Source organism: Pseudoflavonifractor sp. AF19-9AC (assembly GCF_003478995.1).
Taxonomy (GTDB): domain Bacteria; phylum Bacillota; class Clostridia; order Oscillospirales; family Oscillospiraceae; genus Lawsonibacter.
Map to the genome: position 1 here is coordinate 333,980 of NZ_QUGI01000003.1, position 16,275 is coordinate 350,254.

The 16,275-nt window shown below is 51.4% G+C and carries 12 protein-coding genes; 11 read left to right on the plus strand and 1 reads right to left on the minus strand.

Annotation, left to right across the window (positions count from 1 at the left end; translation table 11 throughout):
* The first annotated feature begins 257 nt into the window (after positions 1–257).
* The 11 genes from tet(40) (at position 258) to DWX58_RS07295 (ending at position 13,671) form a co-directional block, all read left to right on the plus strand.
* The gene (tet(40), locus tag DWX58_RS07245; protein WP_002578914.1) at positions 258–1,478 is read left to right on the plus strand and encodes a tetracycline efflux MFS transporter Tet(40); all 1,221 of its coding nucleotides are present in this window, start codon (positions 258–260) and stop codon (positions 1,476–1,478) included.
* 200 nt (positions 1,479–1,678) lie between these two features.
* Positions 1,679–2,473 (plus strand): hypothetical protein, encoded by a 795-nt coding sequence (locus DWX58_RS07250; protein ID WP_147382248.1) that lies wholly within the window; start codon positions 1,679–1,681, stop codon positions 2,471–2,473.
* Between the two features lie 186 nt (positions 2,474–2,659).
* On the plus strand, positions 2,660–4,546 hold the full coding sequence (locus DWX58_RS15665; RefSeq protein WP_242623652.1) for an XRE family transcriptional regulator: 1,887 nt from the start codon (positions 2,660–2,662) through the stop codon (positions 4,544–4,546).
* Positions 4,547–4,601: 55 nt separating this feature from the next.
* Positions 4,602–5,756 carry a hypothetical protein gene (locus DWX58_RS15670; protein ID WP_242623653.1) on the plus strand — a complete coding sequence of 385 codons (1,155 nt, stop codon included), beginning with the start codon at positions 4,602–4,604 and terminating at the stop codon, positions 5,754–5,756.
* A gap of 280 nt (positions 5,757–6,036) precedes the next feature.
* Positions 6,037–6,378 (plus strand): DeoR family transcriptional regulator, encoded by a 342-nt coding sequence (locus DWX58_RS07270; protein WP_118642403.1) that lies wholly within the window; start codon positions 6,037–6,039, stop codon positions 6,376–6,378.
* 385 nt (positions 6,379–6,763) lie between these two features.
* The gene (locus DWX58_RS07275) at positions 6,764–8,692 is read left to right on the plus strand and encodes an ATP-dependent DNA helicase (protein ID WP_118642405.1); all 1,929 of its coding nucleotides are present in this window, start codon (positions 6,764–6,766) and stop codon (positions 8,690–8,692) included.
* Positions 8,692–8,838, plus strand: coding sequence for an SHOCT domain-containing protein (locus DWX58_RS15365; protein ID WP_006574319.1), 147 nt, complete (start codon positions 8,692–8,694; stop codon positions 8,836–8,838). The genes DWX58_RS07275 and DWX58_RS15365 overlap by 1 nt, the downstream gene beginning before the upstream one ends.
* Before the next feature lie 69 nt (positions 8,839–8,907).
* A complete protein-coding gene (locus DWX58_RS07280; RefSeq protein WP_118642407.1) occupies positions 8,908–10,455 on the plus strand; it encodes a recombinase family protein in 1,548 nt (515 codons plus the stop codon).
* Positions 10,456–10,458: 3 nt separating this feature from the next.
* Positions 10,459–11,235 (plus strand): recombinase family protein, encoded by a 777-nt coding sequence (locus DWX58_RS07285; protein WP_118642409.1) that lies wholly within the window; start codon positions 10,459–10,461, stop codon positions 11,233–11,235.
* Positions 11,236–11,258: 23 nt separating this feature from the next.
* Positions 11,259–12,896: a recombinase family protein gene (locus DWX58_RS07290; protein WP_243093305.1), complete on the plus strand. Its 1,638-nt coding sequence runs from the start codon at positions 11,259–11,261 to the stop codon at positions 12,894–12,896.
* A gap of 25 nt (positions 12,897–12,921) precedes the next feature.
* Positions 12,922–13,671: a metallophosphoesterase gene (locus tag DWX58_RS07295; protein WP_118642413.1), complete on the plus strand. Its 750-nt coding sequence runs from the start codon at positions 12,922–12,924 to the stop codon at positions 13,669–13,671.
* A gap of 597 nt (positions 13,672–14,268) precedes the next feature.
* Here the strand turns inward: DWX58_RS07295 and DWX58_RS07305 are convergent.
* On the minus strand, positions 14,269–16,239 hold the full coding sequence (locus tag DWX58_RS07305; RefSeq protein ID WP_118642415.1) for an oleate hydratase: 1,971 nt from the start codon (positions 16,237–16,239) through the stop codon (positions 14,269–14,271).
* Between the last annotated feature and the right edge of the window lie 36 nt (positions 16,240–16,275).

The following is a 16,275-nucleotide window of genomic DNA, read 5'->3' on the forward strand; positions in this document are numbered from 1 at the left end:
TTTACATTGACAACACAAAGCCCATTTGCTATAATATCGCGAAGAAGAACAGCCATGTTGTTCTAATTTCAGTATCGGAGGTATTCATATGGCAAACTGCAAAAACAGAAACAAGTCTTTTAACGGCGCTTTGGGCACTTTAGGAGGCCTTTTCTAAAATCACTGTTAGAAAGGGCTGAGAAGTTTGCCCTTCCTGCGCGGCAGTCGGGCTTGTTTCACAAAACAACCCACTGATTCGTAAAGGAGAATGTAACTTCATGTTTGCTAAAAATTCAAAGGCATATTCTGTCTACCTGCTGTTCCGATTTGTCTTTTCCCTGGCGGTTTCTATGTCCACAGTGCTTTCCATCGTGTACCACCTGGAGGTGGTGCAGCTGGATGCTTTCCAGCTTGTCCTGGTAGGGACGGTTCTGGAGACCTCCTGCTTTCTGTTCGAGATACCCACCGGTGTGGTGGCGGATTTGTATAGCCGTCGGCGCTCGGTGCTGATTGGAATGTTCCTCTACGGCCTGGGCTTTCTGATGGAGGGTGCGCTACCGTGGTTCGCGCCGGTTCTGCTGGCCCAGGTTGTCTGGGGTTGCGGTGATACCTTCATCACCGGCGCTCTGGAGGCGTGGATTGCCTCGGAGGAAGAGGACAAACCCATAGACAAGGTGTTCCTGCGGGGCAGTCAAATGGGGCAAATCGGCGGCGTTCTGGGCGTGGTGCTGGGCACACTGCTGGGAAACATAAACCTGCAAATGCCTGTCATCTTGGGGGGCAGTTTGTGCTTGTTGTTGGGGCTGGTGTTGGTTCGCATCATGCCAGAAACCAACTTCTCCCCTGCTATTGAGGAACGGCAGGGCTTGCTTAAAGACTTTGTCTGCCTGTTCAAGCTCAACCTGGGCTTTGTGAAAGGCGCACCTGTGTTGCTGGCGCTCTTAGCAATCACACTATGCGGGGGACTTGCCAGTGAAGGCTTTGACCGGCTCTCCACCGCTCATTTTCTGGATGACACGGTAATACCCGTTATCGGGCCGCTGAACAGCGTCACTTGGTTCGGTGTTATCAGTCTTATCGGCAGCGGCTTAGGTATTCTGGCTTCTCAGTTGCTCATCGCCCGCATGGAGAAAAAAGGGACTGTCAGCCGAACCAGTGTGGTCATGTCCACCAGCGCCGGGTATATCCTGTGCCTGGTTCTCTTCGCGGTGGGGCGGAGCTTTTGGTTCATGTTGTTGGTGTTCCTGCTGGCGGGGCTTATGCGCACCATCAAGGAGCCTGTGCTGGCCGCCTGGATGAACGACCATGTGGATGAGAAAATGCGCGCCACAGTCTTTTCCACCAGCGGACAGCTGGACTCTTTCGGGCAGATCATCGGCGGGCCTATTGTGGGGCTGGTAGCCCAGCAGGTGTCCATACCCTGGGGGCTGGTCTGTACCGCTTTCCTGCTGTTGCCCGCGCTGTTCTTAGTGCCGGTGGCGGGAAAGAAGCGGGATTGATATGGCATAGTTAAGTTTACTGACGAGCGGGAGATTACTTCCGCTCGTCTTCATTTAGTAGCGCAAAATTTGAGGACTCTTTATTTCCTTATTCGGTATAGCGGAGGCGGCTGTCAATTCGACATAATTTTCTTGTGATACTTTACCGTACATGAGCATTGGTTCCAGCCAACAATCAGACACAACGTAACCTCCAACTTTTGCAGGCGTTTTTTCAGCGCTATTCCTTCTGCACGGCAGGTGAGGTGCTGGGTACGGCCCGCAGCGGAAAACCAGCCTTTGAGGATCAATTTCTGCTTACAAAGGAGCGACTTGGTTCTTTTTGGGAATCTTTGCTGCCTGATTTACCCCAGTATGAAGCATACAAAGCCTGGCCAAACTGGCTCTATCAAACGGTGGATGGCCTGAGCGATGTGGAAAGTTTTTTCTCCGGCGAGGACAGCTCTACTTTGTTTGATTCGCTTCAGGAGGCGCTGGATGCCCACTGGAGCGCCTATCCCCTGCTCCATCCGAATCGCACCACTCTGGAGGCTGCCGTCCGCAACTGGGACTTCTCAGAGAATGAGTGGGCCTGCCGAGATCTGCTGATTGCCGCCTTTCCTGATGCAGTCCGCTTCTGGAGTGCGGAGGAACTTTTGGAGATGGACACCATGGAACTCCTGGGAAAAGTAAGTGAGTGGAAACCGGAAGTAGGCATCCAGATGATGAAATTGCTGCTGGATACTGCCGAGTGCCATCTCCAGGAGCCAGAAGTCGCCGAACAGCTGTTGGGTAATGATCTGTACGAACTCTGTCAGAATCAAACCGTCCAGCCCAAGCTTTTGGCTCAACTGAAAGAGGATGCTCGTCTGGTTCGGCAGTTGTTCCAAAGCGCCTATGTAGGCGACCTGCAAGAGGAGTTACTGGAGGCATGTGACTGGTTTGGAGAATCGATGCTGAAAGAGCATCTTCAATCTCTTTTGGCACAAAACCCTCATTTCAAGGAATTTGAATAGATAGAATGGCTCGGCCTGTGATCGACACTGGCCGAGCCTATTTTTTTCCTGAAAATTCCTTATTCTTTAGCACAAGTGATGTATGACTTGTTGAACGATACATATCTTCCAATGCTCTTGTTATCAGACTCCCGATGGTATAAAATGTTATCAGAATCAGTCATTTACATGTAGGGGGGATTTTAAGTGGCAGCTGTAAGATCGATTTTCGAGTATGTCAGTAATAAGTGCTATAATGGACTATACGATGCCGCAAAAAAGTACCTCGATAACCATTGGCACACAATGGGGCTTGAAACTAGACGTGTGGCTGAAATAAAAAATGCTGAACTGATAGATGCAACTGTACAACGGGTTTATGTTACAGATCGACCTGGCAACTGTATTGCATTTGACATTGGCCTAGAGTTAGAGGTTTGCGTGTCGTCTGCCGATCACCACAATGACAGCGATGATACCTGCTATCCATGGCTTCGCTTTTCCTGCGAAGGGGACCTCTCCAAAGGCTTAGATGACTGGGAAATCCGCGAAATTACGCCTTATGCTAAGCGCAATATACCAGACAATTCTATGTCTGACGCGCTGGTTCCAGATATCCGCCCTGCACAATATGAAAAAACGGCTACAGACTTTCTTGAGGAATATTATCCAGAAGCCTTACGAATTACAAAAGTTGGAGAACCTCCTATTTATGTCGACCCTTATGTTTTAGCCGATCGTCTGGGGCTTTCGGTTTTGACGCATCGTATCAATAAAGAAGGGTCCATTTTTGGACAGCTCTTCTTTTTGGAAGCAGATGCGGAAATGTACGATATCGAACATGACAAGTACGTAGTTATCCATGTTCCAGCAAAAACCATAGTTGTTGATCCCCGGATGTACCTGTTCCGTAATCTCGGATCTGTCAACAATACCATTATCCACGAATGTGTCCATTGGATCAAGCACCGCAAGGTGTTCATGCTGGAAAAGCTGTATAATGAAAAAATACATGGAATTACCTGTGAGGTTGTCGGAGGGGCAAGAGCAAATATGTCCAAGCAGGCAACAGAGAAAATGGAACAGCAAGCTAACCGACTAGCTCCTCGAATCCAAATGCCTGCAGCCCCTTTTAAGGCAAAAGCTTCTGACTATATTGCCAAATTTATGCGCGAAATCGGTGCACACCACGAAATTGAAGTTATGGAGGCGGTAATTCAACAACTTTCGGTAGAGTTTGTAGTCTCTAAGCAGGCTGCTAAAATTCGCTTGGTAGAGCTGGGTTTTGAATCGGCTGTTGGTACATTTAATTTTATCGATGGCCATTATGTCCCACCGCACAGTTACAGCAAGGGAGCCATTTCCAGAAACCAAACATTTACCATAAGCGGTCGGGATGCAGCAATACAACGGCTGGTTAACCCCGCTCTCCATTCTCTGACGCAGGATGGAGATTACCTTTTTCTTGAAAACCACTATGTTTTCAAGGCCCCGATGTATATTAAGAAGGATTCCGAAGGTCACCTCCATCTGACAGAATATGCCCGTTCTCATATGGACGAGTGCTGTTTGGTCTTTGATATGGAGATTCAAGGGGATGTTAGCAAGGAATACCATACGGTTTGTTATCTTAATCGTGAAGAAGGGGCCTATACCTTTAACATTACATATAATGAGGATTTTCGCGCCAAAACCAAGGAGCAACAAAAAGCTTACCGTCAAAAGGAAAAACAGGAAGAAATAGAAATTCGTATGAAAATGACAGATGACCCTTCTCAATGCATGAAACTTCTTCTTAACTGGAAAGGAATGAGCAATCTTGACTTGGGCGTTGCTATTAATAGAGATGAACGCACCATTAGACGAATCGTCAATGGAGAGAACGTTCCAAGCTTAGAGACTGCTGTCCTGATTTGTCTGGGGTTGAACTTGCCCCCAATTATCAGTTCCAAACTGCTGGATTCACTTGGGGTTAAACTGATACCTAGTAAATCCACTCATCTCTGGTACCAGGAAGTCCTAAATGTAAAATATAACGAACCTGTTGAGGATGCCCAGGCTTATCTTGCAGAGTTTGATATTGAACTAAAATAAAATTTTGGACACCCTGTGTCCGGAGACCTTAGTTTGCTAAATAGGAGGCTTCAACATGTCTGGTGTGCGTAAATCTGAACGCAAAAATCCCCAGCGAGATTTACCACCTAAACCTTCACCGTCTTACGATGAAGTTAAGAAAAAATTTGGTATGGAAAACATGACAATAGAAGAATTAACAGTTTTTCTTCGACATACCTCCCGATGGCTTGGTACTGATCTTACCACAAAATCGGTTAAAAACTATATCAAAACTATTTGTGACCATAGCGATGGGCTGTTGCGACCAGATGATTTTAAAGAAAATCCGGAAAACCCCAAAAGTTCATATTGCATACGGCCAGAATGTCAGGGACTACTAGTTGTCTTGATCAATTCTGAATATTTTGACGGACGCAAGAATGATCGTAGATTAAAGACCCGTTCTGACCTTAATAATCAATTAGCAAAAAATGTACGAGAGTATCTTACAGACAGCGATAAGCAGCTCGTCTTAAATAACCCAAGCTATGTCAATGCAGAATTAGAGGCTCAATTGTCCCGGCAAATCAACCAGCAACTCATCATTCTTTTACGTACTATGTACCATGTTTCACCAGTAATTCGATATAAACTGATGATGGAATTTATAAAACAGCTTGTGAACTTAAACGACTGGATGTCCAGACAAGATTCGAAGGAAATTGCTGCCCGTCTGGTTTATGCGCATGAGCTGGACGCAATACATGATGCACTGTATCAGAAAGGGCTTTTTTCCTCTAAATCGCTGGATGAATTACTCATCAACCTTCTTGCATTTCGTATGCATGACAAAGAATTCACTTATATTGAAGATAATGAGCAAATGACTCCAATAGGTGTGTATTTGGCTACTCTCATTTTTCAGAGTGAATTTCCTAAAGAATCTGAAACACAAAAACAGATGGATGACATCAATCGAGCAATAGAAAATCAATCACTCTATCAATGCATACAGGAAAAGGCCAAGAAGATTTTGGATTTAAGCAATCCTTTTGAGGAACAAATGTATTACGATCTGATGAATATGGCCAAAATGCGCTGTTGCACCCCGTATGTTTCTCCAGAAGATTACGATCGCATGGTGCGTTTTACAGAAAGCGCAATTGCAGATGACAAATGGGATATTATAAATAAATTTCTTCAATTAGGAAATCGGGCGCTATCTAAACAAGACATGGAAAAAAACTGAAGCAATATCTTTCCGTTTCTAATACAACTCTCGCATGGTAGCCTGGAAGCGCCAGATGAGAGTTGACTCAGAAATGTGCGCCGGGGCGCATCTGAATGACTTTAATTGTCATTTGGATGCGCCCCGGTTTTTTATTTCCAATATAGAGCGACGGACACGCCATGTCCGACGCTCACTCAGCAGAGATGCTATTCTATGTCCACCAAGGCCGGACTCATTTTTTCAAAAAAGTTTTTTAATCCGGACATGAGCTGTCCGCTTTAACCTGTATGATTCGGCCATGGAGGTGAAAGGGGGTGAGAGTGTGAGGATCAACGACCGGCAGCAGCAGATCATCAACCTGCTGTGCCAGCGGCGGAGCGATACCGTTCAGAATCTGGCGACGGAACTCGGCGTCTGCGAACGGACCATCCGCCGTGACATTGAAGAGCTCACACTCACCTACCCCCTTGAGACAGTCCGGGGCCGATATGGCGGCGGGGTAAGGATGGCCGACTGGTACTTTCAGGACCGGCCAAAGCTATCTCCCAAGCAGACCGCCCTGCTCAAGCGATTGGCGGTTGGACTGCACGGCGAGGACCTGGACGAAATGAACCAGATCCTGGCCCGTTTCGCTTCCTGAAGGAGCGCCCGCCGCTCCACGGCACCTTGAAAAGTTCATACCAGCAGTACGGAGAACCACCCGAACAGTCGAGCGTCATGCAGCGCGCGCCATGACACCCAGGGCATCTGCCCTGGGCCGAGCGAGAACGCCACCTGCATGGGGCGCTATGGCACGCGCTTTTGCAATGACGCTGTTTGGGTACATAATGAGACACCTCGCTTGGCCTGCGCGTAAGACAGGCGGCGCTGCCCCGGAGTTGAAAGCAGTAGAGACTCCAGGTAAAAGCCCGTGCGGCCTCTTGCCAGAAGCCGATCCGTACTGTTCCCCATCGTCGGGGGGCGAGCTGCAAATACGACGAGAATGAAAAAGAAAAATAACTCACTTATTCAAGGAGATTTTACAAATGATTAGTTATCATAACAGGCAGGTCGCACATCGTGAGATCGACCATATCTTTCAGGACCTCTTCCCAAGCCATGGCATGACGGCCCGGCCCAGCCAAATCGAGTTGAGCCACAAGATGCTGGATGCCATGATTCACAGCAAAATCGCTTTAAGTGACGCGGGAACGGGAATCGGCAAGACCTATGCCTATCTGGTGGCTGGTGTTTCTTTTTCTCGTGCGTTGAGCCGGGAGAACATCCCTTTCCAGCCCATCCTCATTTCCACCTCCAGCATCGCCCTGCAAACGGCGGTAAGGGAGGAATACATCCCGTTCCTCTCCTCTGTTCTTTTGGAGGATAAGCTGATCCAGGCCCCCATCCGGGCGGTCATTCGAAAAGGAAAAGGCCACTATGTCTGTGATGAGCGTCTGATGCGCCGCCTGCGGCAGGTAGACCTGGAACGAAAAAATCCGCTGGCCGCACAGGCACTCCTCTCCCTGCGGGATCATTTGGACGCAGACCAAGCCCCCCATCTCAGTCAGTATGACCGAAATCGTGTATGTGTCCCAACGATTTGTGATTGCCGCCGGGATGGCTGCCGGTACCTCTGCTATATGGAAGCCTGCAACTCTGACCGCTATCTGTTTCAGATCTGTAACCACAATCTGCTGCTGGCAGACGCCATCCATCGTGGCAGCGGTCACCGCCCCATCCTGCCGGACGTTGGCGCTTTGATCATTGATGAAGCACACAAGCTGCCTGAGACTGCCCGGCAGATGTTTGGCATTACCCTGGCAGCCAAGGACATCCGCACGCTGATCCGCACCCTACGGGCGGAACGATATCTGCTGGCATCGGAATCCCTGGCTGATATGGCGTCGGCGCTTCTGAAGCTTATGTCACTGCCTTATGATGGTGATCGCCCTTTTTCGGACTATGTCCGACACATGATAGGACCGGCCCGAACCCTGGCTACCATTCAGAGACAGATCGGCGGGGTACTGACACCAACTGCCAGAAAGGAATTGGATCGGATATCCTCCGCAATCCATCTGTTTTTGCAGGAACGCTCTGACCTGGTATTCTACACTGCGGCGGATGACGATGGCGGCACATTGCTGTGCGCCTCCATCTCCGACCTGACCGCCCAGCTCCAAGCAACACTCTGGTCACAGCCCCAGCCCGTCCTCCTTACTTCCGGGACGTTGGCCATAGGTAAAGACTTTTGTCGTTTCAAAGAGGAGGCTGGCCTCACCGATAACTCTCGGGTGGAGGAATCTGTTTCACCCTCTCCCTTTGATTACCGGAAAAACTGCCTGCTCTATTTTCCCACGATGCCGCCCAGGCAGCACGAAGCGGACTACTTTGCCAAGCTGGCCGAGGAGATCCGCACATTACTGATTGCGGTTCACGGCCATGCGTTGGTGCTGTTCACTTCTTATGCAGCCATGTCCGCTGTGAAGGATCGTTTGAAACAACAGCCCCTTCCGTTTCCGCTGTTTACCATGGGACGGAACGCCCCGCACACCATGGCCCAGTTCAAGGCGGCACCCGGAAGCGTCCTGTTTGCCACCGGCGCTGCCTGGGAGGGTTTTGACTTTCCCGGAGACTGTGTCTCTTTGCTGGTCATCCCCCGACTACCGTTCCAATATCCGGACGCCTTGCAAGAAAAAAAGAGAGAGGCATATCCTGATCTCCGCACGTTCATCCGGGCCGTGGCTGTGCCGGAGATGCAGATCAGACTCAAGCAAGGGTTTGGACGAGCCATCCGCTTGGAGACTGACACCTGTGCCATCGCCATTTTGGATGAACGAGCCGCCAAGGGTAGCCGTTACTTCCGGGATGTTCAATCCGCGCTGCCGGAAATGCCTGTCACAAGCAGCATCTATGCGGTAGAACGGTTTATCCGGCGGGTCAAGGATGAGAGCTACTTTGAGGAGGCTGCGTGATGGAGATCCGAAACGAACTGCGTTACCTGTTATCGGTGGGTCTATGGGAACGGATGGCTGCAGACGGCCTGCTGACCAAAGAAGAACTGGCCAGAGCCAAACGGTTGTCCGCAGAACGATACCGGCCCGGAACTGTTTGGGAATAGTGCTGGCTATTCCCGCAGGAGTGTGGTATGGTTTCGTTGCCGAAAAAGATGGAAGGAGGCGAATGAGAAATGGCTGAAGTACAAGTGATCCCACCCAAGGCAGCGAGACCAGACACCCTGCGGGTAGCAGCCTATTGCCGTGTCAGCTCCGACTCTGCGGACCAGCTCCACTCCTACGCCGCCCAGATCCGGGCTTATACGCAGGCGATCAACGCCCACGATGGCTGGGATCTGGTAGACATCTACGCAGATGAGGGCCTGACCGGCACGCGGATGGATAAGCGGGAGGACTTCAACCGCCTGATGGCAGACTGCCGGAAGGGCAAAATCGATAGGATCGTGGTCAAGTCCATCTCCCGATTTGCCCGGAACACCCGTGACTGCCTCGCCACCCTGCGGGAACTTTCCGCGCTGGGTGTGACCGTCAAGTTTGAAAAAGAGAATATCGACACTGGAACGCTCACCTCAGAACTGATGGTGAGCGTTTCCGCTTCTCTGGCCCAGGAGGAATCCATCTCCATCTCCAAAAACCAACGTATGAGCTATCAGCGCCGCATGGAGCGCGGGGAGTTTATTACCTGCTCCGCACCATTTGGATACCAAATCGTTGATGGTAAGAATCTTACAATCGTAGAGGATCAGGCAGAGATCGTAAAGTGGATTTTTGCAGCCTATCTTAGAGGATATAGCTCTGAGTGGATTGCCCAGGAGTTAAGTGAGAATGGGCCTGCCCCCCTTCATGGTGGGCAAAAATGGCATCAGCAGACCATTCGAAAGATCTTAACAAACGAGAAATACATTGGAGATGCCCTCTGCCAGAAAACCTACACAACCAACACATTTCCATATCGCAGGAAAGATAACCATGGTGAGGCGGACCAATATTATGTAGAACATACCCACCCTGCCATTATCAGCTATGAGGACTTTCAAAAAGTTCAGGAACTGCTGAAGCGGCGGGCAGAACGGCAGTCGATTCCACATGATCAGACCCCGCTTGCTCGGAAGATCATCTGTGGGCAGTGTGGGACGCTGTACATGCGGAGAATTTCGAAAGCTGGATACGTCTCCTGGGTATGTCGCAAGCATGACAGAAAAGCCGCCGACTGCCCCAACGGACGGATCAGCGAGGACAGCATCCATGCAGCATTCCTCCGGATGTATCGCAAGCTCCGCACCCATGACGGCATCGTGCTGGCACCTGTGCTGAGGCAAATGGAGACTTTGTCAGATGCCCTGCATCGCGGCAACCCGGCCATGCTGGCGGTCAACACAGCCATCGCCACGGCATCCGAGCAGAGTTATCACCTCACAAAGCTGCACACGGCAGGTCTCCTGGACAAGGCTGCCTTATCCGCAAAGCAGGCGGAACTCAACGCCAAGCTGACAGAACTACGACGGGAGAGGCGAAAGCTGCTTTGCAATGAGGATATTGATGAGCAGGTCGATGCAATTCGCCTGACGATTGATACCATCCGAAATGGTCCGGAGACTCTGTCCAGCTTTGACGAAGCCCTGTTTACCAAGCTAGTGGAACGAATCGTTGTAGATACTCAGGGCACCATCCGCTTTCAACTATATGGCGGGTTTGAATTCCAAGAAACACTGGAGGCGTAGGCAATGGCAAATCGGAAGATATTGTATGGCTACCAGATCATACACGGCGATCTGGTCATCCAGGAGGAGGAACGACTCACTGTTCAAAATATATTTACCACCTATCTGGCCGGGTTATCCTATCAGGCACTGGCAGACCGGATGAATGCGGACAACATCCCGTTCTCTCAGGAATCGCCGCTGTGGAACAAGCACAAAATCAAGCGAATGCTGGAAAACTCTCGCTATGCCGGGGAAAATGGATACCCACCCATTATTGACCAAGATACCTTCCAGCAAGTGCAGGAAAAGATCTCAGAAAAGACAAGTGGGAAGTTTCCACGCCGGACGGAATCGGATGGCTTATGGCAAAAGCTGCGAAGCGGATGCTGTCAGACTCGCCTGCTCCGAACCGGAGGGCCAATCGGGCATACCGGAAACGCCCATCTGAAATGTTCTGCCTGCAGAAACGCATTTGTTGTCGGGAAGGAGGAACTGCTTGCGCAGACGGCACGGCAGCTTGCGGCACATGAAAAACCCATATGTAAGCCATACGCGCCCTCTGCGGAGGCTGTTCGCCTGGCCAATGCCATTAACCGGGCGTTGGAACAGCCAGGAGACGGTAAGGAGGCTCTCTCCCACATCCTGCAAGGGGCAGCTGCCCGGTATGCCTGCTGTGATGATGGTGTGGATACGGCTGTAAGCCAAACGCAGCCCGACCAAATCGACTGGGAACGCTTCGAACGAACGGTCTCCCATATCATAATCGGAACAGATAACGCAATCACCGTACACTTCTGATTAGGAACAGAAAGGACAGCAAAATGGAACAATCATCACTGGAACGCACCGTCCACCGTATTCCGGCATTACGCTCCAATGTAGCAGGCAACAAGACGAGACTCCATGGCAGGCAGCGGGTGGCGGCTTACTGCCGGGTCAGCACCGACAGCGAGGAGCAGATCAACAGCTACACCGCCCAGAAAGCCTACTACACCCAGAAAATTGAGGAGTCCCCAGATTGGGAACTGGCCGGGATCTTCGCGGACGAGGGGATCACCGGGACCAGTATGAAGAAGCGAAAAGAATTCAACCGGATGATCACCGCCTGCAAGCGGGGCAGGATCGACCTCATCCTGACAAAATCCCTCTCCCGTTTCGCACGAAATACAGTGGACTGCCTGGAGACTGTACGGATGCTGAAGGCCAGGGGGATCGGGGTCATCTTCGAAAAGGAAAATATCAATACGCTGACAGAGTCCAGCGAGTTCCTCATCACCCTGTTCAGCGGCTTTGCCCAGGCCGAGAGCGAATCCCTCAGCTCCAATATCCAGCTGGGCATCCGTATGGCAATGAAAGAGGGAAAGGTCAACTTCCACTACAGATCCATGCTGGGCTACCAAAGAGGAGCGGACGGTAAGCCGGAGATCGTACCGGAGGAGGCCGGGGTGGTGCGGCGAATCTACCGCCGGTACCTGGAGGGATGCAGTGAGGGCCAGATCCAGAGAGAACTGACCCAGGCCGGAGTCGCCACCGCAAAGGGTGTCAAGGCATGCTCCCATCAGATTGTGCATAACATCCTCACCAATGAAAAGTATGCGGGAGACGCCCTGCTGCAAAAGACCTTCACCACAGACTGCATAAGCAAGAAGGTCAAGAAGAATACCGGCGAGCTGCCGCAGTATTATATCAAAGACAACCACACTGCCATCATTCCAAGGGACATCTACCAGCGGGTACAGGAGGAAATGGCAAGGCGGACCAGCAGGCGGAAAATCCTGCAGAAAAGTGGAAAAACAGAACAGGGCAAGTATTCCGCCAAATATGCGCTCAGTGAGCGGCTGGTCTGTGGGGAGTGTGGTTCCCCCTATAAGCGGTGTACCTGGGCCAGAAACGGCGTCAAACGGATCGTCTGGCGGTGCGTCTCCCGGCTGGAATTCGGGAAAAAATACTGCCATAACTCGCCTTCCATGGCGGAGGACAAGCTGCATACCGCGATCCTCACGGTGCTTAACCGGGTAGTTGAAGCAAGCGATGGCTTGCAGGATGAACTTGCAGAGACGCTCCGAATGGTATGTACTCCGGAAGGGGACGGGAACAACCTGTTGGAATTAGAACGCAACATGGAAGCACTTACCGCACGGCAGAATACACTGTTGGATCAGGTATTGGCCCACATGGATGACCTGACACTAACAGAGCAACTCAAAGCCCTGCTGGAAGAAAAGCAGCACCTGCAGACACGGATCGATGCAGCGAAGAAGAAGGCAGCCAACAGAATCAACGAGGACTCACGTATGGCAGAGTACACAGCTTATCTGGAGGAGCACCTCAATGGCTTCCCTCACTATGATGACGAGATCGTTCGAAAGATGATTGAACGGGTCACTGTAGTCGATTCGGAAATAATCCGGGTCAAGTTCCGATACAGCGATTTGGAGATTGAACAGGCTGTATGCTAAAATAGAGACAAGGAGCGATTTACTTATGGAAATTTTTATCACAGGAGATACACATGGAGATTTCTGCCGGTTCCGGCCCGACATCTTCTATGAGCAGGAACACCTGACCAAGGAGGATTTGGTTCTGGTCTGTGGAGATTTTGGTGGAATCTGGCACGGTGACCCACGGGATGATGCAGGACTGGACTGGCTGGAGGACCGGCCATACACTACTGCATTTGTGCTTGGGAACCACGAAAACTATGACGCTTACAAAGACTACCCCAAAGAAGAATGGCATGGTGGACAGATCCAGAGGATACGTCCCTCCGTTCTGCACCTCATGCGAGGTCAGGTATATGAGCTCAATGGCAGGAAGTTTTTTACCATGGGCGGCGCTTCCTCCCATGATATCCAGGACGGCATCCTGGAACCGGACGATCCTGACTTCGAGGAAAAGTTCCAGCAACTCGAACAGCGCGGTGCGCTGTTTCGTGTGAACCATCATTCCTGGTGGGCCGAGGAACTGCCCAGCGAAGCGGAATATCTGGAAGCCAGAGCAAATCTGGCGCGTGTCCACTGGAATGTGGATTACATCATCAGCCACTGCTGCCCCTCCAGCATACAGGATGTGTTCAGCGGAGGAATGTTCAAAAAAGACGCACTGACCGAGTTCTTCGACGAAGTGCGTCAGAAATGTACCTTCCAGTACTGGTTCTTCGGCCACTATCACAGCAATATGGTGATCGAGAAAAGATATGCCATGCTATATGAGCAGATCATAAGACTGAAGTAAGACAAAGGGCTGTGCTGACGCACGGCCCTTTTTTCGCCTCTGTTTGCACACGGCTTTGTCAGTATGTCATATGGGGGTTCGGAAATGGCTTGAAAAAAGCGCAGAAAAACAAAAACAAAAGTTGCGCAAAACCCTGAATCCATTGAGCCGCAAGGCTTTCCAGGCTGTATCTTTTTCGGCAACAAAAGACACGTCGGAGCAAGCTTTATATCGCTTGCTCCGACTTTTTTAAGTCAGAGCGCGCTCATGCCGCTGCTCCTCCTTTCCAAATCACAACCGCTTGCGCTGGGTTGCGATTTGGTTTTGGGTGCAAACCTGGAAGCTGCGGTATCTATACTGTTGCGACGTTCCATATCCTTCTCACGGGTATCACGCCAGAAATGCAGTCGGACAAACCGGCCTTTCCCCTTTGACAGAAGCTGGAACTTATGTTGAGCAGAGGCTTTCCGGTGAATCATAACACCCTCTTAAATAAAATCATTTTTGAAATTCTGTCTTTGTTCTACCTGAGCGTCCAGGAAACTACAAAGGGCGGCGTGATCAAACGCCGCCCTTTGTGGAATCAGAATTATAAAGGAAAGAGAGGGAAAGGAAATCTTACTCCATTTCCTCCCGGAGGATATTGTGGTCCCGCAGCACCTTCTCTATCACCGTGCCGCGAATCAGTTTAAGAGCCGGTTTTTTCAGGAGATTCAGGGGACCGGGCAGCTCCATATCCAGGGGAGACTTGCCGTCCATCAGGCACACCGAGCTGTCCAGCAGACAGCGGATGTCATATACACTGCCCCATACCTCAGGCACACCCCGGTCCACGCCCAGCAGGCCGTAGACGGCCTCCATGGCGGTGCGCACGGAGTACTCGGTGGTAAACACTGTATCCCGGGGCGTATCGGCAAACTGGCCCAGGAAGGCAAAATTCACACAGCCGTCGGGAATCACATCGGGACGGTCACCCTTAGTCCGGGGCATAAAGAAGGCGGTGATATAGGGCATCATGGTGGGCACGCATACCGCGCTCTCTTCGGCCAGCTGGGGAATCAGCTCCGTTGGCACACCCAGATGGTAGAGCCACTCCTGGGTGATCTCCTTGCCGGTACACTCCTTCATGGGCTTTCTGGTAAAGTCACCGGGCACATCGGTGAAGAGGCCATATACCCAGACACAGACCTTCTCGGGCTCCTGCTCCTTGAACTGTCCCTGACGGTTGATGGTCCAGCTCAGCAGCCACTTGGAATCCTGACAGCTGACGATACCGCCAGTGACCACCTTGCCGGTTCGTGGATCCCGCTGGCAGATGTTTTTGATATAGGGCAGGATCTTGTCGTCCAGCGTAGTGATGGTGGCCGATTCCCAGTTGGTCTTGGCCACATCCGAACAGAACTTCTCTGGATGGCCAAAAGACGGGTCCTGCTTGGCGATGTTCTTCCACAGGCTCCAGCAGCCGCTGGTGCGCACCTCGGCGTCCCCGTTGGGGGCGTGGTCCTGGTCGCCGTAGATGGTCCCCTCGGTGCAGGACCCGTTGGTGACAAAGACCAGATCGTTCTCGGTGAGCACGATGCCCTGCTCCACGCCTTTGACCTTGCACTCAATGGCGGTGGCTACCTTTCTGCCCCCTTTGATGTCAAAGAGAACATTGGTCACCTCCACACCAAATTGGAAGTCCACCCCGGCGTCTTCCAAATACTTCTTCATGGGCAGAATGAGGGACTCATACTGGTTATAGCGGGTAAATTTCAGGGCACTGAAATCAGGCAGGCCGGCAATGTGGTGGATGAAGCGCTGGAAATAGAGCTTCATCTCCAGGGCGGAGTGCCAGTTTTCAAAGGCAAACATGGTGCGCCAGTAGAGCCAGAAGGTGGAAGAGAATACCTCGTCGTCAAAGACATCCTCAATGGTTTTGTCGTACAGGTCCTCGTCCGGGGTCATAAAGAGCTTGACGATCTCCATACAGCCTTTCTGGCTAAGGTTGAATTTCCCATCCGTGTGGGCGTCCTGCCCCCGATTGACGGTGGCACGGCACAGGGAGTAATTGGGGTCATGCTTATTGAGCCAGTAGAACTCATCCAGCACCGAGGCCCCGGGCTTCTCCAGGGAGGGGATGGAGCGGAACAGGTCCCACAGGCACTCAAAGTGGTTCTCCATCTCCCGGCCGCCCCGCATAATATAGCCGCGCGTGGGGTCATAGATGCCGTCGCAGGCGCCGCCAGCCACGTCCATAGCCTCCAGAATGTGAATGTGGGACCCGTCCATCTGTCCGTCCCGCACCAGGAAACAGGCCGCCGCCAGAGCTGCCAGACCGCTGCCCACAATATAAGCACTCTTTTCCTCCACGCCTGCAGGCTTCTCCGGGCGGGCAAAGGCCTCATAGTTGCCGTTAGTATAATAGATGCCCTTTGCGTTTTTTTCGTGGCGGCCCAGCTCTGTATTGCGGTAGTCGCTGGGCGCAGAGATGTGGGCCTCCTCGGTGCTCTGCTTCGCTGCTGCAGCTTTTTTTGCCAATACTACGGCCGCACCGGCCCCGGCCAGACCAGCCGCAGCAGCAGTCCATTTTCCAAAATTCTTTGCCATAAGAATATAGCCACCTTTCCCATAATCACTGTTTTA

Bases quoted from the DNA above. Each gene is read 5' to 3' on its own strand.
- DWX58_RS07290 (WP_243093305.1), top strand. From the start codon at position 11,259: ATGGAACAATCATCACTGGAACGCACCGTCCACCGTATTCCGGCATTA.
- DWX58_RS07285 (WP_118642409.1), top strand. From the start codon at position 10,459: ATGGCAAATCGGAAGATATTGTATGGCTACCAGATCATACACGGCGAT.
- DWX58_RS07270 (WP_118642403.1), top strand. From the start codon at position 6,037: ATGGAGGTGAAAGGGGGTGAGAGTGTGAGGATCAACGACCGGCAGCAG.
- DWX58_RS07280 (WP_118642407.1), top strand. From the start codon at position 8,908: ATGGCTGAAGTACAAGTGATCCCACCCAAGGCAGCGAGACCAGACACC.
- DWX58_RS07305 (WP_118642415.1), bottom strand. From the start codon at position 16,239: ATGGCAAAGAATTTTGGAAAATGGACTGCTGCTGCGGCTGGTCTGGCC.
- DWX58_RS07275 (WP_118642405.1), top strand. From the start codon at position 6,764: ATGATTAGTTATCATAACAGGCAGGTCGCACATCGTGAGATCGACCAT.
- DWX58_RS07295 (WP_118642413.1), top strand. From the start codon at position 12,922: ATGGAAATTTTTATCACAGGAGATACACATGGAGATTTCTGCCGGTTC.
- DWX58_RS15365 (WP_006574319.1), top strand. From the start codon at position 8,692: ATGGAGATCCGAAACGAACTGCGTTACCTGTTATCGGTGGGTCTATGG.
- DWX58_RS15670 (WP_242623653.1), top strand. From the start codon at position 4,602: ATGTCTGGTGTGCGTAAATCTGAACGCAAAAATCCCCAGCGAGATTTA.